This is a genomic window from Vibrio sinaloensis DSM 21326, from assembly GCF_000189275.1.
Classification (GTDB): domain Bacteria; phylum Pseudomonadota; class Gammaproteobacteria; order Enterobacterales; family Vibrionaceae; genus Vibrio; species Vibrio sinaloensis.
Genome location: NZ_AEVT01000117.1, coordinates 45,838 through 67,908, shown reverse-complemented (window position 1 = coordinate 67,908; position 22,071 = coordinate 45,838). Strand labels below are relative to the sequence as shown.

At 47.0% G+C, this 22,071-nt stretch carries 18 protein-coding genes; 9 read left to right on the top strand and 9 right to left on the bottom strand.

The window, feature by feature from the left end; all coding sequences use genetic code 11:
• Nucleotides 1-9 precede the first annotated feature (9 nt).
• Nucleotides 10-234 carry a zinc ribbon domain-containing protein gene (locus tag RH45_RS20850; RefSeq protein WP_008081190.1) on the top strand — a complete coding sequence of 75 codons (225 nt, stop codon included), beginning with the start codon at nucleotides 10-12 and terminating at the stop codon, nucleotides 232-234.
• Here the strand turns inward: RH45_RS20850 and xseA are convergent.
• The gene (xseA, locus tag RH45_RS20845) at nucleotides 227-1,558 is read right to left on the bottom strand and encodes an exodeoxyribonuclease VII large subunit (RefSeq protein ID WP_008081188.1); all 1,332 of its coding nucleotides are present in this window, start codon (nucleotides 1,556-1,558) and stop codon (nucleotides 227-229) included. The genes RH45_RS20850 and xseA overlap by 8 nt on opposite strands.
• A gap of 231 nt (nucleotides 1,559-1,789) precedes the next feature.
• Here xseA and guaB point away from each other — a divergent pair, with 231 nt between their 5' ends.
• From guaB to RH45_RS20825, 4 genes are all read left to right on the top strand, one after another.
• Complete coding sequence (guaB, locus tag RH45_RS20840) at nucleotides 1,790-3,253, top strand: IMP dehydrogenase (protein WP_008081187.1); 1,464 nt, start codon at nucleotides 1,790-1,792, stop codon at nucleotides 3,251-3,253.
• A 210-nt stretch (nucleotides 3,254-3,463) separates the two neighbouring features.
• Nucleotides 3,464-5,017 (top strand): glutamine-hydrolyzing GMP synthase, encoded by a 1,554-nt coding sequence (gene guaA, locus RH45_RS20835; protein WP_008081185.1) that lies wholly within the window; start codon nucleotides 3,464-3,466, stop codon nucleotides 5,015-5,017.
• Between the two features lie 205 nt (nucleotides 5,018-5,222).
• Nucleotides 5,223-6,926 carry a chitinase gene (locus RH45_RS20830; RefSeq protein WP_008081182.1) on the top strand — a complete coding sequence of 568 codons (1,704 nt, stop codon included), beginning with the start codon at nucleotides 5,223-5,225 and terminating at the stop codon, nucleotides 6,924-6,926.
• Nucleotides 6,927-7,170: 244 nt separating this feature from the next.
• On the top strand, nucleotides 7,171-7,767 hold the full coding sequence (locus RH45_RS20825; RefSeq protein ID WP_008081180.1) for an acetate uptake transporter: 597 nt from the start codon (nucleotides 7,171-7,173) through the stop codon (nucleotides 7,765-7,767).
• Between the two features lie 134 nt (nucleotides 7,768-7,901).
• Here the strand turns inward: RH45_RS20825 and RH45_RS20820 are convergent, their stop codons facing one another.
• Together RH45_RS20820 and RH45_RS20815 are read right to left on the bottom strand one after the other, a co-directional pair.
• On the bottom strand, nucleotides 7,902-9,440 hold the full coding sequence (locus RH45_RS20820) for an alanine/glycine:cation symporter family protein (protein WP_008081178.1): 1,539 nt from the start codon (nucleotides 9,438-9,440) through the stop codon (nucleotides 7,902-7,904).
• Between the two features lie 286 nt (nucleotides 9,441-9,726).
• Nucleotides 9,727-10,971 carry a D-amino acid dehydrogenase gene (locus tag RH45_RS20815; protein WP_008081174.1) on the bottom strand — a complete coding sequence of 415 codons (1,245 nt, stop codon included), beginning with the start codon at nucleotides 10,969-10,971 and terminating at the stop codon, nucleotides 9,727-9,729.
• Between the two features lie 100 nt (nucleotides 10,972-11,071).
• On the opposite strand from RH45_RS20815, the gene RH45_RS20810 reads away from it, so the two are divergent.
• Complete coding sequence (locus RH45_RS20810) at nucleotides 11,072-11,974, top strand: LysR substrate-binding domain-containing protein (protein ID WP_008081172.1); 903 nt, start codon at nucleotides 11,072-11,074, stop codon at nucleotides 11,972-11,974.
• Between the two features lie 81 nt (nucleotides 11,975-12,055).
• Complete coding sequence (locus tag RH45_RS20805) at nucleotides 12,056-13,033, top strand: ion channel (RefSeq protein ID WP_008081170.1); 978 nt, start codon at nucleotides 12,056-12,058, stop codon at nucleotides 13,031-13,033.
• Between the two features lie 52 nt (nucleotides 13,034-13,085).
• Here RH45_RS20805 and RH45_RS20800 read toward each other — a convergent pair whose 3' ends face one another.
• From RH45_RS20800 to RH45_RS20790, 3 genes are all read right to left on the bottom strand, one after another.
• A complete protein-coding gene (locus RH45_RS20800; protein ID WP_008081167.1) occupies nucleotides 13,086-13,811 on the bottom strand; it encodes a DUF3581 domain-containing protein in 726 nt (241 codons plus the stop codon).
• 163 nt (nucleotides 13,812-13,974) lie between these two features.
• Complete coding sequence (locus tag RH45_RS20795; protein WP_008081166.1) at nucleotides 13,975-14,487, bottom strand: hypothetical protein; 513 nt, start codon at nucleotides 14,485-14,487, stop codon at nucleotides 13,975-13,977.
• Nucleotides 14,488-14,632: 145 nt separating this feature from the next.
• Nucleotides 14,633-16,000 (bottom strand): endonuclease/exonuclease/phosphatase family protein, encoded by a 1,368-nt coding sequence (locus tag RH45_RS20790; RefSeq protein WP_008081164.1) that lies wholly within the window; start codon nucleotides 15,998-16,000, stop codon nucleotides 14,633-14,635.
• Between the two features lie 243 nt (nucleotides 16,001-16,243).
• Here RH45_RS20790 and RH45_RS20785 point away from each other — a divergent pair, with 243 nt between their 5' ends.
• Nucleotides 16,244-17,512, top strand: a complete 1,269-nt coding sequence (locus tag RH45_RS20785; protein ID WP_008081162.1) for an O-acetylhomoserine aminocarboxypropyltransferase/cysteine synthase family protein — start codon at nucleotides 16,244-16,246, stop codon at nucleotides 17,510-17,512.
• Nucleotides 17,513-17,550: 38 nt separating this feature from the next.
• Here RH45_RS20785 and RH45_RS20780 read toward each other — a convergent pair whose 3' ends face one another.
• A complete protein-coding gene (locus RH45_RS20780) occupies nucleotides 17,551-18,825 on the bottom strand; it encodes a hemolysin family protein (RefSeq protein ID WP_008081160.1) in 1,275 nt (424 codons plus the stop codon).
• A gap of 120 nt (nucleotides 18,826-18,945) precedes the next feature.
• On the bottom strand, nucleotides 18,946-19,860 hold the full coding sequence (locus RH45_RS20775) for a LysR family transcriptional regulator (RefSeq protein ID WP_008081159.1): 915 nt from the start codon (nucleotides 19,858-19,860) through the stop codon (nucleotides 18,946-18,948).
• Between the two features lie 114 nt (nucleotides 19,861-19,974).
• Between RH45_RS20775 and RH45_RS20770 the strand changes: the two genes are divergently transcribed.
• The gene (locus RH45_RS20770; protein WP_008081157.1) at nucleotides 19,975-20,835 is read left to right on the top strand and encodes an MBL fold metallo-hydrolase; all 861 of its coding nucleotides are present in this window, start codon (nucleotides 19,975-19,977) and stop codon (nucleotides 20,833-20,835) included.
• Between the two features lie 35 nt (nucleotides 20,836-20,870).
• On the opposite strand, the gene RH45_RS20765 is transcribed toward RH45_RS20770, so the two are convergent.
• A complete protein-coding gene (locus RH45_RS20765; RefSeq protein ID WP_008081154.1) occupies nucleotides 20,871-21,629 on the bottom strand; it encodes a 1-acylglycerol-3-phosphate O-acyltransferase in 759 nt (252 codons plus the stop codon).
• Nucleotides 21,630-22,071: the final 442 nt, after the last annotated feature.

The following is a 22,071-nucleotide window of genomic DNA, read 5'->3' as shown; positions in this document are numbered from 1 at the left end:
AGGAAAGGTATGAACAGTAATAACTGCCCCAAATGTGAGAAAGAGCTGGATTGGCAAGGACATTATCACTGCAGCGATTGTGATGAGCGTTTTAACAAAGTGGGTTTTTGCCCTGATTGCCAAGCTCAGTTGGAAAAGCTGCAAGCTTGCGGTGCCGCTAACTACTTTTGCAATAGTTGCAATGAACTCAAATCCAAGTCTCGTGTTAGATTTGAATTTCAGCAAGTCAGTTAACGGTTGAGCGTAGCTCTCCATCAGCTAAACGGGTGACCAAGGTGTCGCCCGTTTTTACGTCTGTCGCTTGTGTTACTACTTGGCCTTGTTCAGTTTGTGTAATTGAATAGCCACGTTTCAGTGTTGCGAGTGGACTGACGGTATCCAGCTTTTCGGCGGCAATGGCCAATTGATGGCGAGCGGTTAGCAGCTTACGGTCCATGGCGTCCATTAGCTTTTGCTCTGCGCGGTCGAGCTTAGATCTTTGTTCGGCTAAGCGCGTTACAGGAGAGGCCAGTTGCAAACGATGGTGTTTGCGTTCGACAGATTGCTGGCGAGTCGTAATGAGCTGTTTCATTGCCCGTTGCAAGCGCATGTCAAGCTCATCGAGCTGCTGCGATTGACGTTGCAATTGGTAACTAGGGTGCTGACGTTCTAAGCGGTGCATGAGCTGTGAAGCGTGTTGTTTCTGCTCTGCTAAGTAATAACGTATTGCACTGAGTAGTTTATGCTGACGAGCCTGAAACGTTTGGGCTTTATGGCTATTATCTCGGCTGACTAATTCTGCGGCCGCCGAAGGAGTTGGCGCACGCATATCGGCAACAAAATCTGCGATGGTCACATCGATCTCATGACCCACTGCGCTGATAATCGGAATTTGGCTCGATGCAATCGTACGGGCTAAGATTTCGTTGTTGAAACACCAAAGATCTTCTAAAGAACCACCGCCTCGTCCAACAATCAGTACGTCACATTCATTACGGCTGTTTGCACAACCAATGGCTTGTGCGATTTGAATTGCCGCTTCTTCTCCTTGAACCATGGTCGGATAGATCACCACAGGAAGTGATGGGTCACGGCGTTTAAGGACATCAAGAATATCTAACAAAGCCGCGCCTGTTTTGGAGGTGATCACCCCAACACGTTTTGGGTGCTCGGGTAACGGTCGTTTGTTGGTTTGAGCAAACAAGCCTTCTCCAGCCAGTTTCATCTTAAGCTCGTCAAACTGCTGCTGCAGTCGACCGTCGCCTTCAGGCTGCATGCTTTCGATGATTAACTGATAGTCGCCACGAGGTTCGTAAAGTGACAGGCGGGCTTTAACCAATACTTGATTGCCGTTTTGCGGCTTAAAAGAGACGCGTCGATTGTTACCACGGAACATGGCACATTTCACTTGGGCGCGGGAATCTTTGAGTGTCAGATACCAATGGCCTGAGACAGGCGCGGAGAAGTTAGAAATCTCACCGACTAACCAAACGATACCCATTTCATTTTCTAGTAACAGGCGCACTTCAGCATTAAGACGAGAAACAGTGAAGATATTTTGATTGGTCAGAGAAGACACAGCTAATCTCGTAGGCGTGGGTATGGAAATTAGCGGCAATATAATACATAGCAAGGGGGTAAATGCAAGAAAAAAATTAAAAAATTTGTGGTCAAGCGATTGTGTAGGCCGTATAATCCGTCCGCAATATCTAATCCAAATGTAGTTCAGTAATCCTTACTTACTACCCTCATTATGCGAAACGATGAGATTGGATTTTCTTTTTACTCCTCTAATTGTGAGATATTGCAAATGCTAAGAATTGCCAAAGAAGCGCTGACATTCGACGACGTACTCCTTGTGCCAGCACACTCCACCGTTCTCCCAAACACAGCTGATCTTCGCACTCAGCTAACAAAGAACATCACCCTAAACATCCCTATGATTTCGGCGTCTATGGACACCGTAACTGAAGCGCGCCTTGCTATCGCACTCGCGCAAGAGGGTGGCATTGGCTTTATCCACAAGAATATGTCGATTGAGCAGCAAGCTCAGATGGTTCATCAGGTTAAAATTTATGAAGCAGGTGTGGTTTCTCATCCAGTAACAGTAAACCCTGATGCAACAATCGCAGACGTGGTTGCTTTAACTGAAAAGCATGGTTTTGCGGGCTTCCCAGTGGTAACGGCTAACAACGAGTTAGTTGGTATTATTACTGGTCGTGACGTTCGCTTCGTAACGGATCTTTCTAAAAAAGTTGAAGCAGTGATGACGCCTAAAGAGCGTCTAGCAGCAGTGAAAGAAGGTGCAACTCGCGAAGAAGTTCAAGAGAAAATGCACGAAGCGCGTGTTGAAAAAGTACTGGTTGTGAACGATGAGTTCCAACTAACCGGTATGATCACAGCAAAAGACTTCCACAAAGCAGAGCGTAAACCAAACGCATGTAAAGACGAGCAAGGTCGCCTACGTGTAGGTGCAGCCGTTGGCGCGGGAGCAGGTAACGAAGAGCGTGTTAAAGCGCTTGTTGAAGCTGGCGTTGACGTATTGCTTATCGACTCTTCACACGGTCACTCTGAGGGTGTCCTAAACCGCATTCGCGAAACTCGCGCGGCTTACCCAGATCTAGACATCATTGGTGGTAACGTAGCGACTGGCGCCGGTGCTAAAGCGCTTATCGAAGCAGGTGTTAGCGCTGTTAAAGTAGGTATCGGCCCTGGCTCAATTTGTACAACTCGTATCGTTACTGGTGTTGGTGTTCCTCAAGTTACTGCTATCGCTGACGCGGCGGAAGTTGCTAATGAATACGGCATCCCAGTGATTGCAGATGGCGGTATCCGTTTCTCAGGTGATATCTGTAAAGCTATCGTTGCTGGCGCGTCATGTGTGATGGTGGGTTCAATGTTCGCGGGTACTGAAGAAGCACCGGGTGAAGTGATTCTATATAACGGTCGTTCTTACAAAGCTTACCGTGGTATGGGTTCTCTTGGCGCGATGTCTCAAGGCTCTTCTGACCGTTACTTCCAGTCAGATAACGCAGCAGACAAGCTAGTACCAGAAGGTATTGAAGGCCGTATCGCATACAAAGGTCGCCTAAAAGAGATCGTTCACCAACAGATGGGTGGTCTACGTTCAAGCATGGGTCTTACTGGCAGTGCAACCGTTGAAGCAATGCGTACTAAAGCTGAATTTGTACGTATCTCGGGCGCTGGCATGAAAGAGTCTCATGTACATGACGTTCAAATTACCAAGGAAGCACCAAACTACCGTCTAGGTTAATTTTTGCTGGTTATTCCGTTCGATAGCTGCATCGAAAGTGCTCATTTATACTTATAAACTGCGCGCTTTCTCTTGGCTCTCAAACGAAATACCGTCGCAAAAATATAACCTATACACTTAACGGAAACGTTTGCTTTTTCCTTGAAGCATTAATATGAGGTGAGTAAACTCGCCTCTGTTTTAATCACTTAGCTTATAAGACTGCTCAAAATGACTAAAAATATCCATGACCAACGTATTCTGATCTTGGACTTCGGTTCTCAGTACACTCAACTTGTCGCGCGCCGCGTACGTGAAATCGGCGTTTACTGTGAACTTTGGAGCTGGGATGTTGAAGAAGCGGATATTCGTGAATTCAATCCAGATGGCATCATCCTATCTGGTGGCCCAGAGAGCGTAACCGAAGATAACTCTCCTCGCGCTCCTCAATATGTATTTGACTCGGGTGTTCCTGTCCTTGGTGTATGTTACGGCATGCAGACCATGGCAGAGCAGCTAGGCGGTAAAGTTTCGACGTCTGATGAGCGTGAGTTTGGTTACGCTGCAGTGCAAGTTTCTGGCGAGTCATCCATCTTCAAAGATCTCGAAGCATCTCAAGATGTGTGGATGAGCCACGGCGACAAAGTTGTCGAGATCCCTGAAGGCTTCGTTAAAGTGGGCGAGACAGACACATGTCCTTACGCTGCGATGGCGAACGAAGAGAAAAAATACTTCGGTGTTCAGTTCCACCCAGAAGTGACACACACTAAGAATGGCCTACAAATGCTCGAGAACTTTGTTCTTGGCGTATGTGGCTGTGAGCGTCTGTGGACGTCTGAATCTATCATCGAAGATGCAGTTGCACGCATTAAAGAGCAAGTCGGTGACGATGAAGTTATCCTAGGTCTATCCGGTGGTGTTGACTCATCCGTCGTTGCAATGCTGGTTCACCGTGCAATTGGCGACAAGCTAACGTGTGTATTTGTCGATAACGGTCTGCTTCGTCTAAACGAAGGTCAGCAAGTTATGGATATGTTCGGTGATCAGTTTGGTCTGAACATCATCAAAGTTGACGCAGAAGAGCGTTTCCTTAAAGCACTGGAAGGTAAGTCTGACCCAGAAGAGAAGCGCAAGACTATCGGTCACGTATTCGTAGACGTATTTGATGAAGAGTCTAAGAAGCGTGCAAACGCGAAATGGTTAGCTCAGGGTACTATCTACCCAGACGTTATCGAATCAGCGGCTTCTAAGACGGGTAAAGCGCATGTGATCAAATCTCACCACAACGTGGGTGGTCTGCCAGATGATATGGAAATGGGGCTTGTTGAGCCTCTACGTGAGCTGTTCAAAGATGAAGTACGTAAGATTGGTCTAGAGCTAGGCCTTCCTTACAACATGCTTTACCGCCACCCATTCCCAGGTCCTGGTCTAGGTGTTCGCGTTCTTGGCGAGATCAAGAAAGAGTACTGTGACTTGCTACGTCGCGCTGATGCTATCTTTATTGAAGAGCTGCATGCCGCTGACCTATACCACAAGGTATCGCAAGCGTTCACGGTATTCCTGCCAGTTCGCTCTGTCGGTGTTATGGGGGATGGCCGTAAGTACGATTGGGTTGTATCTCTGCGTGCTGTTGAAACAATTGACTTTATGACTGCGCACTGGGCTCACCTACCGTATGACTTCTTAGGTAAGGTTTCTAACCGTATTATCAATGAAGTTGATGGTATTTCTCGTGTGGTTTACGACATTTCTGGTAAACCGCCTGCAACCATCGAGTGGGAATAACATCCTAGTAAGGTCTTAATTTAAAGCACAAATGAAACCAGCCTTCGGGCTGGTTTTTTTGAACTCACTTATCGCTTTTTAAACGTCTTCTATACCCTTATTACGTTGCTAACTAGAGTGGCTCGCAACTTGACGCGCCATTAGGTGAGTCCTTTTTTTCCTCATCTATCCTCATACAACTTCCAACACAAGGAGTTGTATAACAATGAACCCCCTACATTTTATCGTCGCCACCAGTATATTGAGTGCGACTTCTGGCGCTTGGGCTTCGCCCAATATTCAGCCTGATCCGCAGAACCCGACTGGCTATGTTGTCTCGCGTGCCGACATTCAAGCCGCTGAGCAACAAAAAACGGCCGACCCTATGTATCAAATCTGGTCGCAAGCACTGCAAACGGCGCCAAACAGCGTGGTTGAAGCAATAGACGCCGGCCTTGCCTCAAACCCCGATAATGTTAAACGCGCTGAACGCGTTTTCCCTCGCTCTGAGTGGGATTTTCTCACTCATATGGCGGCACCGGAATACACCTATACGCGCTTTCTACGCGCGATTGGTAAATTCCCCGCTTTTTGTGCTGAATATACTGATGGCCGAGACTCAGATGCGATTTGTAAGCGCTCAATAGTGACAGCGTTTGCTCACTTTGCTCAAGAGACGGGCGGGCATATCGCCAAAGACAATATCTCTGATAACCCATTAGCACTGGAAGAGTGGCAACAGGCACTCGTTCATGTAAGAGAAATGGGCTGGTCTGAAGGCCAAGAAGGTTATACCACAGGCTGTGGCCAAAATGACTGGCAAAATAAAAAGTGGCCATGTGCTGCAGGGCAGGGATATTTTGGTCGCGGTGCAAAACAGCTCTCTTATCACTTTAACTATGGAGCTTTCTCTGAAGTCATGTTTGACGGTGATGCTTCTGTGTTGCTCAATAACCCGGGGTTAGTCGCCGACTCTTGGCTAAACTTAGCTTCGGCAATTTGGTTCTTCTTAACACCGCAAGCTCCTAAGCCCGCCATGTTGCATGTGATTGACAAGACTTGGACGCCTTCTCAACGTGAGATTGATGCAGGCATCGGCTACGGTTTCGGTACCACGATCAATATTATTAACGGTGGTATTGAGTGTGGCGAGCAAAACAAAAACAAAGGTCAGCCCGTTAATCGAATTCGTTATTGGGAAGGATTGTCGGCACACTATCAGATTCCAATCGAAGCCGATGAAAAGAACACGTGCTGGCAGCAAACGCCTTATGGAAGCCTCAACCTCAATGGTGCAACGGATGTGCTCTATACCAACTGGGATGGCAATTGGAAGTATTATGCGGATCGTCCGGGCGGTTACTCATTTGAATGTGAGCTAGTCGGTTTCCAAACCGCTTACTCTGCTTTGGTTCCGGGTGATTACGAAAAATGTGTGACCAATTTATATGGCTCGCACGCCAGTTGGCCAGAAGTGCGCGTAGTAGACAAGTTAGACCCAGTTGATCCGGGAACCGGCCCCGGTACAGGCAATGATTGGGATGCAAACAAAGTCTACACTGGCGGGGAAGAAGTCACTTATAAAGGGGCAACTTACAAAGCGAAATGGTGGACTCAGGGCAATGAGCCAAGTCTAGGTGGTCCTTGGGAATTGATCTCTGCAACACCGACCGACCCTGCTCCAGCTCCGACACCTGATCCGGAGCCAACGCCCACTCCAGAGCCTACTCCAGACCCAGAGCCGAGCCCAACTCCGGAGCCAACACCAGTACCTGATGCCTTTATTCAATGGCAACCGGGCGTTACGCAAGTGGCAAATGGTGACAAAGTCACTTACTTGGGTAAATGTTTCGTTGCCAAAAATGGTCCAGGAGTGTGGGAGAGCCCACGCCAATCTAACTGGTTTTGGGATGAAATAAGCTGCCAGTAACGGCGACGAACGCATTACTTTACGTTTAATCTGACTAAGCCTCTTGCTATTCGCGGAGGCTTTTTTGTCACTTAAAGTGATGAAAGTGACACGAAATCATCGTGTTATATGTACTCTGTTAATGCTAAATTCATATTAAACGATTTGAGTAATCTTAGATTGCAAATTCAATGTTTATCTTTTTTGTTGAACAGGATTAAACTTCGCGCGTAATTTTTATTAACTTTTTTGAAAGGTGCGCAAAATGTCAACAAAACTGGCAAACCCGGCTCCACTGGGCCTAATGGGTTTCGGTATGACGACCATCCTGCTTAACATCCACAACGCAGGCTTTTTCCCTCTCGATTCAATGATTTTAGCGATGGGTATTTTTTACGGTGGTCTGAGCCAAGTGTTGGTTGGCATGATGTGTTTCAAACGTGGTGACACTTTTGGTACAACTGCGTTCACTTCTTACGGTCTATTCTGGCTAACGCTAGTTGGTCTTATCGTGATGCCATATATGGGTCTTCCAGCAAGCCCAGCAAGCTTCATGGGCTGGTACCTACTACTATGGGGTGTATTCACTGGCTTTATGTTTATTGGCTCATTGTGCTACCCAGTTGCTAAACAAGTCGTGTTTGGATCTCTAACGATTCTATTCTTCCTGCTGGCCGCTCGTGATTTCACTGGCAGTGAACTGATTGGCACTATCGCAGGCTTTGAAGGTATCTTCTGTGGCGCAAGCGCAATTTACTTTGCGATGGCACAGGTGCTAAACAACGAATACGGCCGCACGATTCTTCCTATCGGTGAGAAGAAAGCAGCTGACCAAGTTGAGCTAGAACAAGTCGCGGCATAATAAAGAATATGAAGCATCGATGTTTGCCTGAAAACGTCGGGGCTGAAGTATATGGGAACAGTAATAACAAAGGGGTTAGCCATCGGCTAACCCCTTTTTTTACCACTGCTTTTTGTGATTGTAATTTGTCGCTTTTAAGTAGAAGGTTGTTCTACAGGCTTAGATTCCACTTCCGATGAAGGCTCTTTCCCTGTCTTACGACGGTATTTGTCTTCCCAGTAGTCTGCGCCTTTGATACCAAGTTTAACTGGGTTAAAGGTGTACTCAGTTACGCCTTGTTTCTGTTGCTCTTCGTAGTCGTGCAGTGCTTTAAGCGCTGGCTTAGACATGAAGAAGATAATCAAAATGCCGACAATGTTTAGCCATGCCATCAGACCAACACCCACATCACCCATTGCCCAAGCTAGGTTAGCCGTTTTCACTGTACCGTAGAACACAACAGCAATCAGCGCGACTTTTAGCATAAACATTAGGCCGTTTACCTTAAAGGTACGGCGAATGTAAGCAATGTTTGTTTCTGCGATGTAGTAGTAAGCCAGAATGGTTGTGAATGCGAAGAAGAACAGCGCAACAGCAATGAACGGTTTACCAATACCCGGTAGGGCACTTTCAATCGCCATCTGTGTAAATACTGGGCCATTTGCTGCGATGTCTGCTGCCACGTTCTGTACTAGGAAGCCTTCCGCACCGTGAACGTTGTAAGCACCAGTAATGATGATCATAAACGCGGTTGCTGAACAAACGAGCAATGTGTCGATGTAGATAGAGAACGACTGAACAAGGCCTTGCTGAGCTGGGTGGTCAACGCTTGCTGCCGCCGCCGCGTGAGGGCCTGTACCTTGACCTGCTTCGTTAGAGTAAACACCACGTTTCACACCCCAACCGATTGCAGCACCAACACCTGCCATAGGCGTAAATGCGTCACCAACAATCATTGCGAATACGCGAGGTACTTCACCAATGTTAAGTAGGATGATGATGAACGCCGTCACGATGTAAGCCAATGCCATGAATGGAACAACGATTTGGGTAAAGTTAGCAATACGTTTAACGCCACCAAAGATGATGAACGCCAGGATGACTGAAATTAGCGTACCAGTGAAAATTTTTGCGAAGCTAAAGGTACCGATCGCGGTTTCAATCATTGCGCCTGAGCCGAATGCCGCTTCTACTGCGTTACCGATACTGTTGGACTGAACGCCAGGTAGTAGGAAACCACAAGCAAAAATAGTCGCAATAGCGAAGATCCATGCGTACCATTTTTGACCCATTGCTTTCTCAATGTAGTAAGCAGGACCACCACGGAATTCTCCGTTGTCTTCTTCTTTATAGATCTGAGCTAGGGTAGATTCTGCGTAAGCGGTCGCTGCACCGAAGAAGGCAACAACCCACATCCAGAAGACTGCACCCGGACCGCCGAAGCCGATTGCCGCAGCAACACCTGCAATGTTACCAGTACCAACACGACCAGATAGTGATACCGCGAGTGCCTGGAATGACGAAATCCCCTTTGAAGAACTTTTCCCTGAAAGTAGCAAGCGCCACATTTCGCTAAAGTGACGAATTTGTACGAAACGAGTCATGATCGAATAGAACAAACCAGCGCCGAGGCACAAATAAATCAGCACCGGACTCCAGATGATTCCATTCAAAAAATCAACGAATGACTGCATAAGTATTTCCCTGTTTTTAGTTTGTAATGGTTGTTTTCTGAACAGGATATTACCCTTTCTGTAATCGGTTTGTTAATAAATTTATTCTTTAAAGTTTATTTGCGTGAACTTAGGCACAAAATGCTAAATAAATGTTAAAAGATGAACATATTGACGGTTTCAATGATGAAAATAGGCGGGAATGTATAAAAACGCACTTTAACCCCGAGCGCTTTATGTTGCGCGTCAGGGTTTTTAAGTACTGGTTTATGCTGAAACTGGTGTTCAGCTTAGCGAGAGCTACTGGCTAATATCGATGGCAGCTGAGCGCCTCATATTGGTGACTTTGTTGGGTCACGATCTGACTGAGTATCTCGGCTGAACCACAAGCCATCGTCCAACCTAAGGTGCCATGACCAGTGTTGGTATATAAGTTGTGGATCGGCGTTGCTCCGATGATTGGCGTTCCATCGGGTGTCATGGGTCTAAATCCACTCCAATACTCGGCTTGCGCCAAGTCGGTCCCATCAGGAAAAAGATTCGATACCACATGATTTAAGGTGGCTAGGCGTTTTTCTGGTAACGCGGGGTCAAAGCCGGCGAGCTCAGCGGTACCTGCGACTCGAATACGTTGATCGAATCGCGTTAACGCGACCTTATAGGTCTCGTCCATGATGGTGGATTGCGGCGAGAACTGCTCGTTGATGATCGGCAGCGTCAGCGAGTAACCCTTGACTGGGTAGATGGGCACATCAATCCCGAGGTCGCCTAGTAGTGTCTTAGAGTAACTGCCTAATGCGACAACAAACGCATCGGCTTCGATTTGTCCAGCGGTCGTTTGCGCGGCCACTATGGTCTGTTTTTCTACAACTAAGCGCGTGACTTCAGTGTTATAGAGAAACTGAACACCCGCCGCCTGAGCTTTTTCTTGCAGCTGCTGGCAAAACAGATAGCAGTCACCTGTTTCATCATCTGGAAGGTAGAGCCCACCCACAAGATCACCTTGCATGGCCATTAAGCCCGGCTCTTGTTTTAGACATTGCTCGGTATCAAGCAATTGGTAGCGAGTGCCACTTTCTTCTAGCAACTGGATGTCTTTTTCTACCGCTTTCAGTTGAGCGGGATTACGAAAAATTTGCAGTGTTCCTTGCGTCCTGCCTTGATAATCGAGTTGCAACTGTTTGTTTAACTCAGCTAAACACACTTTACTGTGATTGGCGATGGTCAGCATACGGGCTTTGTTGATTCGATACTTATCAAGCTGACAGTTAAGTAACATTTTACTCGCCCAGCTCATAAGCTCTGGGCTTAAACTTGGCTTTACCTTCAACGGTGCATGTTCTTCAAATAGCCACTTAATCGCTTTTTTCGGAATCCCCGGAGCGGCCCAAGGTGACGAATAACCATAAGAAATTTGGCCGGCGTTAGCAAAGCTGGTCTCTTCTGCCGCTCGGGCTTGTCTATCTACGACGGTCACGTCACACCCAGCTTGTGATAAATACCACGCGCTGGTGAGTCCAACGACACCACTTCCTAACACCACGACTTTCACTGGCGACTCCGTTTTAGTTCAATTTGGGCTAGAGTCGGCTATTTACATCTGTTTAACAATCGATAAGAATTAATATCATTGTTTAGAAAACTAAAAGCTTATGAAGTCAGCATTGCTCCACGGTATTCATTTAATCTGCCAAGTTTCCCGCCACTCTAGCCTCACTAGCGCAGCAAAAGAGCTCAATCTCACGACTGGGGCGGTAAGCCAACAACTGCAAAACATCGAGCTGCGATTAGGTTTTACGGCTTTTGAACGCCACGCTCGAGGGATTCGTTTAACCGAACAAGGACAAAGGCTGGTGGAGTCTGTGGATCACCATTTAACGGCGATTGAAGAGAATGTCTATCAGCTCACTCGAGTGACTGAAAGCAAGCAGATACGGCTTAAGCTGACGCCGTCGTTTGCGTTTAAATGGTTGGTGCCGAGACTGGAAGATTTTCAAAAGCAGCACCCAGAGATCCAGATTCATACCTTCGCGGAAGGGGCGTTGGTTGACAGTGATAACCGTAATTTTGATGTCGCGATTGATTACGGGCCGATTCCTTATAAGTTAGAGGATGCCGAATTACTGCTTGAAGAACAATTACGACCAGTCATGAGCCCCAGCTATTTTAACGCCCACCCAGAACTCAACGAGTTGTCCACCACTTGGCATCAAGTGACCTTGCTGCATGATGCGATGCCTTGGCAAGGGGCGCCGCGAGATTACGAATGGTTATATTGGGCGTCGCAGGTTGGCCTAGATTTCGAGACCAACAAGGGCCATTTTTTTAACCGTACCGATATGGCAATGTCAGCCGCTGAAGCGGGAGTTGGGATTGCACTTGCCCGCTCGGCTTTGTTAGGGGATGAACTGATAAGCCAGAGGTTAGTTGCGCCACTGGCTGCGATAAAAGCCAATGCGGGCTATTTCATTATTACCCATGTCGATAACCCTCCAACACGTTTATTCAAACAATGGCTGCGACAACAGGTGATTACTGATAAAAATGTAAAATAGTCCTGCACATCGATATGCACCCACTACACTTAGAGATGACGAGCGACTGATAAACGCACGCATTTCTAGGGCAGCGCACATATGAAATCTGAACATGGCCGATGCAGCTATCGAAATCCCGATGGCTGGTGCTGCGATCAACCTAGTGGAGAGTCCGGTCTATGTTACTGGCACGATCCCAAGATAGATAAAAGCAAAGACGACGTAAAAGAACAGGTTGAACAATGGGCCGCAGCGGGTAAACCTCTCGACGGATTTCAGTTGGCAAGAACAAACTTAGTAGACCTCGATTTAGTCAACCGGGGGTGTAAAGAAGGCTACTCATGTCGTAACGCTGATTTTTATCGAGCGGATTTGAGTGATGCACATTTCTTTGGTTTGGATCTACGTGGTTCATCGTTAATGAAAGCCAAGTTGCTTGGGGCTAATCTGCATTGTGCCAAGCTCGATCATTGCAACTTACTGGGCGCTGAGCTAGGTCGAGCGAAACTTGAGAATGTTGAGTGGGGGCGTTATCTCAAACAAGAGTGGCAGGCAAAACAAGCGCTAAAGCAACGAGACAGAAAATTAGCAGCATGTTTATGCCAAGAGGCAGAAGAGGTGTGTCGCAACATCCGCAAGCAGTGCGAGAAACAAGGCTTGTTTGAGATGGCGGGAGACTTTTTCAAGCGCGAGATGCGCTTTCGGCGTTATCAGATGCCTAAGTTTAGTCTTAAGCGTGGTATCTCCAAATCGGTGGATCTGTTCTGCGGTTATGGTGAAGATCCATTGCGTGTCGTGTTGTTTTCAATTTTCCTTATCTTCGTCTGTGCAATGGCGTACTTCTTTCTCGACACCACTGGAGAGCATCCGATTTATGAGGGAGTGACGGGCTGGAAATTCTACGTTCTCGAGTTCTTTAACTCGCTCTATTTCAGTGTCGTGACTTTCACCACGTTGGGCTATGGGGATATTTCGCCTGTTGGGGTAGCCAGATTTATCGCCGCGGTTGAAGCGTTTCTAGGCAGTTTTACCATGGCTTTGTTTGTCGTGGTATTTGTGAAGAAAATGACCCGATAGCAGAATCAAAAACGCCAGCGAAAGTCGCTGGCGTTTGGTCATTGTTTTTAGATTAGGCTGCGTTAGCGAATTGCTCGAGGAAGGCGTCTTTACGCGCATTAAAGCGCTCAACAAGATCGTCGACAGCCGCTTGGTCGTATGGTTTTAAACCACTTGCCACCATGCGTTTAATGCCTTTACCAACAATTTCGCCATCTTCTTTGAACGCAAAGTTCAGTGTCACTAGGCCACGTTTGCCATCCACGTCAAAGGTCGCGCCAGTGAAGTCCACTTCTGGGTGAGAAAGGTCTAGGCGATCGAATTCAACTTCCATGCTTTCGTAAATCACCAAAGGACGTTGGCAGTTAATCATGGCTTGTTGTTCTTCCATTAGAGGAACCATGATGTGCGGGAAGTTCATCCCAGAAAACTGAACATAGCTGGTTACAACATGCTGGATAAACTCAGGATTGTGGTTAACGTCACCTTCACGAGTCATATGCAGGTACTCTTTACCGTTCGCATCGATTACAGCGCTCTCTTTATCGCACTTGTTATCGACAGAAAGGGCAATCCCATCATTGACCATACCCGAGAAATCAAAGCGCATTTTTTGGCTGATGCCTTCTTTGCTTAGCAGTACCGCGAACAGCAGATCGCCAGGCACACAGAAGCGCTTGTTGTCTTCATCGTGAATTGGGTTGAAATCACCCGCCACCTTTTTAGCAAAGTGACTTGCTTGTTGGCGTGTGAATTGGAATTGGTCGCTATCTTGCGAAAAATACGGTGTCAGAAACATACTCTTATTCGTCTGGCTATAACTGCAGCGCAGTATACATGAAGCACTGCAATTAAATGGTCTATCCAGATCAGCAAATCGGCAGACTATTAAAATTAATAAAACTGGATGAGGCCTTTAGAGCCGGATCGTGACCGCAAAAGACATTTCAACTCATGCCCATCTATAACCACTCATCAGCAAGGATTTCATCATCTTTATACTGGTTAGAAAAGTGTTCAATTAAGGCGGCTAAATGTTCGCCCGTATCACACATTGTAGCCGCAACCAGATCTTCTGACACCTGAATTGCGCTGCCTTGCGGGGCTGCATTTGGCGCAAGTAACACCGGGATGATGAATTTATCTCTGCTCGCGCTATGGTGTTCTTTAAGAGCTCTCGCCATTGCATGAGCTGTCACCAAATCGTGCTGCTGATAAGTGTCACTTTGTTGGTCAATGGCGATGACAAAGATCAGCCCTCGATACAACACCACACAATCCGCTATCCACTCACTGTGTGGTAGTGACAAGTGCATATAGATATGGCCCGCCAAATGTGGCAGCTCACAGAGTTGCTTTTTAAGTAACCCGTAATCTTGACGGAGTTTGTCACCTTGTTCTGCGGTGAGTCCTTGAAGGTTAACAGCGGGTAATTCATTACTACGGCAGAAGTCGAAAAGAGGAAGTGATAGCATTTGGGATTGGGCAATGTTCAGCTTGATTGATGGGCAGTCAGTATAAAGAGGGGCGCTTGCCGAGGCGAATAACTCGCTGACTTTTGTGCGCTGTGCCCATTCATGCGCCCAAAAACCGCAAGGGCGCAGAATGGTTAAATAGCCGTTAATCCAATGAGGCTTTAATCCAAATCATACGATGATCGGAGGAGACATCCTTACCATTACCGTATTTGCCCACCCGTTGGTCGTTAAACAGTGAGTAGCCTTCTTGTTGTGACGTCACCCAGTAGACTCCAGAGTCGACCACGTTGAGTGTTGCCGATGGCATGGCGTAATCAACACCGAGACCAAAGGTTGAGGTCACTCGATCAGGTTGCGGGTGAGATTTACCGGTAGAGTCGATATGTTCAATCGCCCCTTCGCTGGTCGGATAGAGCGACCCATTCATCACGTTTTGATTGAGCAACGGGTCGCTGTGTAACGCTTGCATCACATTGCTTAGTCCATCTCCGGCAACCGGGTCTAGGTTAAGATCGCCCATAATGACAAAGTGTTGGCCTTTATCTAGACCACCTTGTTTGCCCGCATCGTCATAGAAGAAGTCTGCATCTTGAATATAGTGGTGCCAGAACTCTACTTCCGCTGCGTTTTGCATTTGGTTCTTACCTGTGTCAAACACTGGTGGTGTCGGGTGAGACATTAACAAGTGGATCACTTGGTCACCATTTGCCGTTGGAACAATGATTGGCGCATCGACGTGGTTTTTAGAAGACAAACGAATTTGTGGCCACTCTTTTGCGCTGTACCAATCATCGCCGCACGCCATGCCTTGTGGGATCTTATTGTACGGGTCATGACATTTGGTGATTTTAGGAATACTGGCACCCGGTAGGTCTTTCCATTTGAACTGTTGGAAAGTACGTGTGTTGTCGGTATCTATTGGGTATTTGGACATTAGAGCAAAGGCATATTGACCGTGATAGAAGCCAAAGCCCCATGCATCGCCCGGCAGTTGACCGGCCACCCCATTGTTGTCTAAATCAAGCTCACTGACTAAGCCAGTATTGGTGGAATAAGACTCAAAAAAAGGATACTCGATTGGCGATAAGCTGGCTTCGCCTCCCGCACCTTGCAAGCTTTGTCCTACTGACAAGTAGTTGTTTTGAAAACCAATCAGTGCAGACTTATTCTTACCTGTACCATCATTGTTAAATTCAGCCATCATCAACACATCTGGGCGATTTTTCTGGATGATCGCCGCAACATTACGAATTTGAATGACTTTTTCTGCCGCTTTTCGGTCCGCAGGGGAAAGGGCATTAGCCAAGTAGCCTGTGACTAACTTGGTTTGTTGCGCAGGTGGGATTTGCATCTCTGCCACCAGCTCTTGGAACGTCGCGCGATCAAAAGAGAGGTTATACGTAGCAATTTTTACATCCATAGGACTGACAGCTGAAGTTTGAGAATTGAGTGTGCCACAACCCGCTAAAAGTGTAGCGCCAACTGCGAGGGCAATGTTTAGTTTTTTCATGTTCAAAACAATTTGTTTATTAAAATCAACAGAATGTTATTTGGATTACTCTAAGTTTAAAGTGACGCGAGTCGCGCTGTAACCTATCTGTCGTTGGATGAGATGAATTGGGATCTTGTCCGCAAACTGAGCTTAAGATTGTCTGTGAGTTATCCCACATATTTGCGCAAATAATCAGCAGCTTGGCCGTGAATGGGGTTTATTGGATGAATTGTGTTCAATTAATTTAAGCAAGGAAAGCGCATGAAAGATGAAACGTTATCGATCCATTTCGGCTACGAGACCGATCCCACCACCAAATCTGTCGCGACACCTATCTATCAGACCGTGGCTTACGAGTTTGAAAATGCCCAACATGGCGCTGATCTGTTCAACTTAGAAGTCCCTGGTAACATTTACACTCGCATTATGAACCCAACCAACGATGTGTTGGAAAAGCGTATGGCAGCCTTAGAAGGGGGCATTGCAGGTCTGGTGGTGAGTGCGGGTAGCGCGGCGATTAACTACGCGATTTTAACTTTGGCTCAAGCGGGCGATAATATTGTTTCTACACCACAACTTTATGGCGGCACCTATACCTTGTTCGCGCACATGCTGCCGAATCAAGGTATTGAGGTGAAGTTCGCAAAAGATGACAGCCCGGAGAGTTTGGCAGAACTTATCGACGATAACACCAAAGCGGTTTACTGTGAGAGCATTGGTAACCCTGCGGGCAACATTATCGACCTAGAGCGGGTAGCACAGTTGGCGCATGCTAAAGGGGTACCTGTCATCGTCGATAACACCGTTGCGACTCCAGCTTTGTGTAAACCGATTGAGTTTGGTGCTGACATTGTGGTGCATTCCTTAACCAAGTATGTGGGTGGGCATGGCACAACGTTGGGCGGCATCATTATCGACTCAGGTAAGTTCCCGTGGGTACAACACAAAGACCGTTTTCCAGTTCTCAATCAACCTGAGCCGTCATACCACGGTGTGGTCTACACTGAAGCCTTTGGCGAAGCCGCGTTTATCGGCCGTGCTCGTACTGTGCCTCTGCGTAATACCGGTGCAGCGCTGTCTCCAATGAACGCATTTATGTTAATGCAAGGTCTCGAAACCCTGCCGTTGCGTATGGAGCGACATACAGAAAATGCGCTCAAAGTTGCTCAGTACCTCAGCCAGCACGATAAAGTTAGTTGGGTTAGCTATGCCGGATTACCGGACTCGGAACATTACCCATTGGCAGAGAAGTACATGCGCGGTAAACCGTCGGCGATTTTGTCGTTTGGTCTCAAAAATGGCTATGAAGCAGGGGTGCGTTTCTACGATGCGCTGCAAATCTTCAAGCGATTGGTCAACATTGGTGACGCAAAATCACTTGCCTGCCATCCTGCTTCTACGACACACAGACAGCTTGATGAAGCGGAGCAAAAGCAGGCGGGTGTCTCACCTGAAATGATTCGCCTTTCTGTTGGCATTGAGCATATCGATGACATTTTGGCGGATTTAGAGCAGGCGTTAAACGCATAATAAACAAGCCCTAACCTGTAATAGGTTAGGGCTTTGTACTAGGTCTTTTGGTAGCAGCGAACTTGCAGAACTCGATTGTGGCTTACGGCCAGAATTTCAAAGTGCCACTGGTCTTGCTGGAGCACCTCACCTATCTCTGGAACGCGACCTAATTTCCAAGTTAAAAAGCCATTTAAGGTCTGAAAACCTTCACTTTCCTCACCATCCAACTGGCCAATATCGATACGATGCTTTAGCTCATTCAGTGGGATCATTGCATCCATCAGCCAGCTGTTATCTGTTTGCTGTTTTGCCCAAATATGTTGTGGTGCCATCCCCAGCTCGCCGGCGATAGACTCTAAGACGTCATAGTGGGTGACCAAACCTTGTACGTCTCCATATTCATCGACGATAAATGCCATCTCACAGTTGGTTTTTTGCATCTCGTTGAGTAGCGGCAGACCTTTCATTGACTCTGGCATGTATCGAGGACGCCGCGCCTGACGTACTAATGTGGCGATAGTGAGCTCTTCATATTGGTCTAGCAATACTTTGGAAGAGACAGTACCGATAATTTTGTCTAGGCTGCCATGGACGATAGGCCAGACAGAGTGTTGAGTAACACGAATACGCTTTAAGACTTGCTCAATCGGCTGAGTGATGTCGAGGTACTCAATATCGCATCGCGGAGTCATCAATGATGTGGCCAAGCGATCGTTCAAATGCAGCAAGTTACGAATCATTTGTTGTTCTTGGGGTTCAATCGCACCGGATTGAGACCCTTCCGTCACCACAGCAAAAATATCTTCTTCGGTGACTTGATCGTTGTCATCGCCGTGTTGCCTAAACAGTTTCAGTAACGCATCGGTCGAAGCGCTAAGTAACACAACGAAAGGCGTTGTCATGATTGCCAGCCAATGAATCGGATACGCGACGATAATAGCAATGCGTTCCGCGTTCCGCTGCGCAAAGCGTTTTGGTACTAATTCACCGACGACGATGGCGAAATAGGTAATCAAGATCACCACGCTGGTGGTCGCTACGATGGATGCGATGTCGGCCTCTAAGCCTTGAGCGCTAAGCCATAAGGCAAATGGAGCAGACAGGGTCGCTTCACCAAAAATACCACTCAAGATACCGATAGCAGTGATACCAATTTGTATGGTCGAAAGGAAGCGAGTTGGGTTGTTTTTTAGCTCTAACGCGAGTTGCGCTGAGGGCTGGGTTTGGGCGAGGTTTTTTAGCCGGCTCGACTTTGCGGTGACGAGCGCAAGTTCTGACATAGCAAAAATGCCGTTAAGGGTGATAAGCCCCACCAGTATGAAAATATCCATTGATTTTTCCAGTTATAAACACCTTGTCAGCATAGCGAGAGCAATCAACAAAAGATATGGGGCGGGGCACGAATCGCGCGGAATTATTTTGTCCTTAACGACAAACAATGCCTGTTGTAATCACTCTCGTTTAGCGTTTGGTTGATTGGTGTGGGTTTGATCCGCGAAGTAATCGAGCAGAAAATCAATCATCGCTCTTACTGGTGGAGATAGGTGTTTACGAGAGGGGTAGAGTAAGTACATCTGTAGCGTCATCAATTGCCACTCTGGCAGTAACCAGACAAGTTTCCCCCGCTTGATCCACTCATCGGCCAGATAGTCAGGTTGCATTGAGATACCTAAACCCGCCAGTGAGCCGTGCAGCAAAACGGTTGCCTCATTTGCCGTAATATCACAATTCACTTCTATTTCCTGATGCTGGTTTTGTTGCTGAAGTTGCCAGACATGGCGACCAAAATTTTTGTAACCCAGACACGCGTGATGGGTAAGATCTTGTGGCTGAGTAATGCTAGGCGAGCGGGCCAAATAATCAGGAGAGGCGACCAGTTTTGAATAACAGACAGAAAATGGTCGACCAATCAATGCAGGGTTGGGGTCATTGGTGGTGCGGATAGCAAGGTCAATTCTTTCTGCCACCATATCCACAGCTCTATCTTGGGCATCAATGTCTATTTTGATAGCCGGATAGCGCTGACGAAACTTCTCCAATGCGGGCATCAGTTGGGAAAAACCAAACGACATACTCACTGATAACCGGACAAACCCTGTTATCGCTTTTGTGGGCATGAGGCTCTCTTCCATCTGCTGCGCTTGGTCTACCCAGCTTTGCAATTCGTCCAACAACTGCTCGCCTGCACTGGTCAATGACACCTTCCGCGTCGTGCGTTGCAGCAGTCGCGATCCAAGCCAGTTCTCGGCCGCCTCCACATATCGGGTGACCATAGGGCGAGACATGTCTAGGCGTTCCGCCGTCGCTGTAAAACTCTCAGTTTGTGCTACATCCAGCAGTACTTTTGCAGCGGTCAGCTTATCCATACATTTGTTCGATTTAAGAAATAATGATGCAAAGAATAGGCTCTATTTCGAAATAAAACCAGTGGCTAATATGGCAGCGACTGAAGCAAACAGGTTCGAATTGAGGAAAAAATGATGAAAGCCATGACAACATTCGCGTTATTACTTGCTAGTTCACAGACGGCGTTCGCCAGTGGAGAATTAACCTTTGATGTGTATAACGCCGATGAGCACAGCTTTAATGTGACATCGACGCTCGTGATCGGTGAGTCGGAAACCATGCTGATTGATACCGGGTTCACACGAGCCGACGCGCTGCGCATTGCGGCAAAAGTGCTTGATGCGGGTAAACCTTTGAAAACCATTTTTATCAGCCAAGCTGATCCGGATTACTACTTTGGTGCATCGCAGCTGTTAGAAATATTCCCTGAAGCTAATGTGGTGACCACCCCAGCAGTACGTGAAGCCATCGCGGAAAAACTGGCGAAGAAAGTCAGCTTTTGGGGACCAAAAATGGGGTTGAACGCGCCGGAAAAACCGAAACTTCCAACGGCGATTCACGCCAACCAGTTAACCATAGACAATCAAGTGATTGAGATTCGCGATGCTCAGGGCGTGTTAGCACATCGCCCATATTTGTGGGTGCCGAGTGAAAAGGCATTGCTCGGTAATGTGGGTATTGTTCAAGGTATGCATGTGTGGATGGCCGATACCCAGTCTCAGCAAGAAGTGGATGCGTGGTTAACTCAGCTCAAAGAGATGCAAGCATTAAAACCAACCCTAGTGGTACCTGGTCACATGATGAAAGACGGCAAGCTTGATGCGAGCAATATTCGTTATACCCAAACTTGGATTGAACGTTTTGAAGCGGCGAAAAAACACAGCAGCAACAGCGCTGAGCTGATCGATGCTATGGTCAAACACTACCCAAAATTGGGTTCCGATTTTAGTTTGCAGCTTGGCGCTCAAGTACACATGAAAGAAGCGACGTGGTAAGCCTCTATAGTAGGCTCGACAAAATAGGTTGATGGTTAAGTGGCGTTGGGTTTGTGCTCTAAGCCACTTTTTCGTTCGATTTGTGCCACTTCTTGATCGAGTTGAGCAATCTTGGCGGCCATCAGTTGGTGACAATGGTCGGCCAGTGCACGCGCATCATTTAGGCTATATTGCGATACATCGATGGGTTCAAGCATTTCGGTAATGACTACGCCGTTATCAAGTCGATTTAATCCTATTTTATTGTGAGTTGTGCTGGTACACATAGGAGTAATGGGCACTCCTGCTTCAATCGCCATTCGGAAAGCGCCCGTTTTAAAAGGTAGCAAACCTCGGCCATTGCTACGGGTACCCTCAGGGTAGACCCAAACCGACAAATCACGTTGATGAATCGCTTCAGCCACTTGTTTGATAGTATCGCGAGCTTTGGACTTATCTTCTCGATTGATCAAAATGTTGCCTGTAATCCAATACAGCAGGCCGAAGAACGGCACGATGAGCAGGTCTCGTTTACCCAGTGATACGGTTCTGGGTCTGAGCATCCCGGGATCCGTCACAAAATCAAATACGCTTTGGTGATTAGAAATATAGACACTGTTGTTTGGAGTAGGGGCATGATGTAACCCTCGTTGGATGAGTTTAAGTCCAACTATCTTATGCAGCAGATTAAACCATCGGCAGAAAAAGTAGACGTGCTTGGGGTTACGAGGACTAAACACGCAGTACAGAAAGGCAAACAAGGTGGTGAAGACAATGAACACCGCAGCCAACATCAAACGAACAACAGCCAGCATTTTCTCTCCTTATTGTGTCCAAACATCAAGTTAAAGCCACTTTGATGAAAATTAGAGTTTTAATTCTATTTAACCAAAATGCAACATATTTTCGTTCAGTGAGCGGAGTGAATCACTTTTCATGATGAGAAAGTAAGATCTGGCGTTTCACGACCGGTTAAGTAACCGATCCTTACCCAACTTAGGCTGCACTCAATGGGGCAGGGTTCGACTGATGTTATAAACAAATTCGTCACTATGCTTTAACTAAGTAATTGCTTTATAAGGCTTAATTTTCCTAATGAGTGTTCACTTTTTTGATTTATTTGGTGACTCTCAGTCTATTTGCAGAGTTTTTGCTCTATAAAATTTTGGCTGTTTTATAGACATCGCTTATAGCTAGAGCGTTTGCACATTGTCATGACTAATGACTGAAGGTCGCAAATAAATGAATAAAAATAGC

Excerpts from the sequence above, each read along its gene's own strand:
- RH45_RS20830 (WP_008081182.1), top strand. The coding sequence starts at position 5,223 with ATGAACCCCCTACATTTTATCGTCGCCACCAGTATATTGAGTGCGACT.
- RH45_RS20775 (WP_008081159.1), bottom strand. The coding sequence starts at position 19,860 with ATGGATAAGCTGACCGCTGCAAAAGTACTGCTGGATGTAGCACAAACT.
- RH45_RS20765 (WP_008081154.1), bottom strand. The coding sequence starts at position 21,629 with ATGCTGGCTGTTGTTCGTTTGATGTTGGCTGCGGTGTTCATTGTCTTC.
- RH45_RS20785 (WP_008081162.1), top strand. The coding sequence starts at position 16,244 with ATGAAAGATGAAACGTTATCGATCCATTTCGGCTACGAGACCGATCCC.
- RH45_RS20780 (WP_008081160.1), bottom strand. The coding sequence starts at position 18,825 with ATGGATATTTTCATACTGGTGGGGCTTATCACCCTTAACGGCATTTTT.
- RH45_RS20850 (WP_008081190.1), top strand. The coding sequence starts at position 10 with ATGAACAGTAATAACTGCCCCAAATGTGAGAAAGAGCTGGATTGGCAA.
- RH45_RS20820 (WP_008081178.1), bottom strand. The coding sequence starts at position 9,440 with ATGCAGTCATTCGTTGATTTTTTGAATGGAATCATCTGGAGTCCGGTG.
- RH45_RS20790 (WP_008081164.1), bottom strand. The coding sequence starts at position 16,000 with ATGAAAAAACTAAACATTGCCCTCGCAGTTGGCGCTACACTTTTAGCG.
- RH45_RS20825 (WP_008081180.1), top strand. The coding sequence starts at position 7,171 with ATGTCAACAAAACTGGCAAACCCGGCTCCACTGGGCCTAATGGGTTTC.
- RH45_RS20770 (WP_008081157.1), top strand. The coding sequence starts at position 19,975 with ATGAAAGCCATGACAACATTCGCGTTATTACTTGCTAGTTCACAGACG.
- RH45_RS20800 (WP_008081167.1), bottom strand. The coding sequence starts at position 13,811 with ATGTTTCTGACACCGTATTTTTCGCAAGATAGCGACCAATTCCAATTC.
- RH45_RS20810 (WP_008081172.1), top strand. The coding sequence starts at position 11,072 with ATGAAGTCAGCATTGCTCCACGGTATTCATTTAATCTGCCAAGTTTCC.
- RH45_RS20795 (WP_008081166.1), bottom strand. The coding sequence starts at position 14,487 with ATGCTATCACTTCCTCTTTTCGACTTCTGCCGTAGTAATGAATTACCC.
- guaA (WP_008081185.1), top strand. The coding sequence starts at position 3,464 with ATGACTAAAAATATCCATGACCAACGTATTCTGATCTTGGACTTCGGT.
- RH45_RS20805 (WP_008081170.1), top strand. The coding sequence starts at position 12,056 with ATGAAATCTGAACATGGCCGATGCAGCTATCGAAATCCCGATGGCTGG.
- guaB (WP_008081187.1), top strand. The coding sequence starts at position 1,790 with ATGCTAAGAATTGCCAAAGAAGCGCTGACATTCGACGACGTACTCCTT.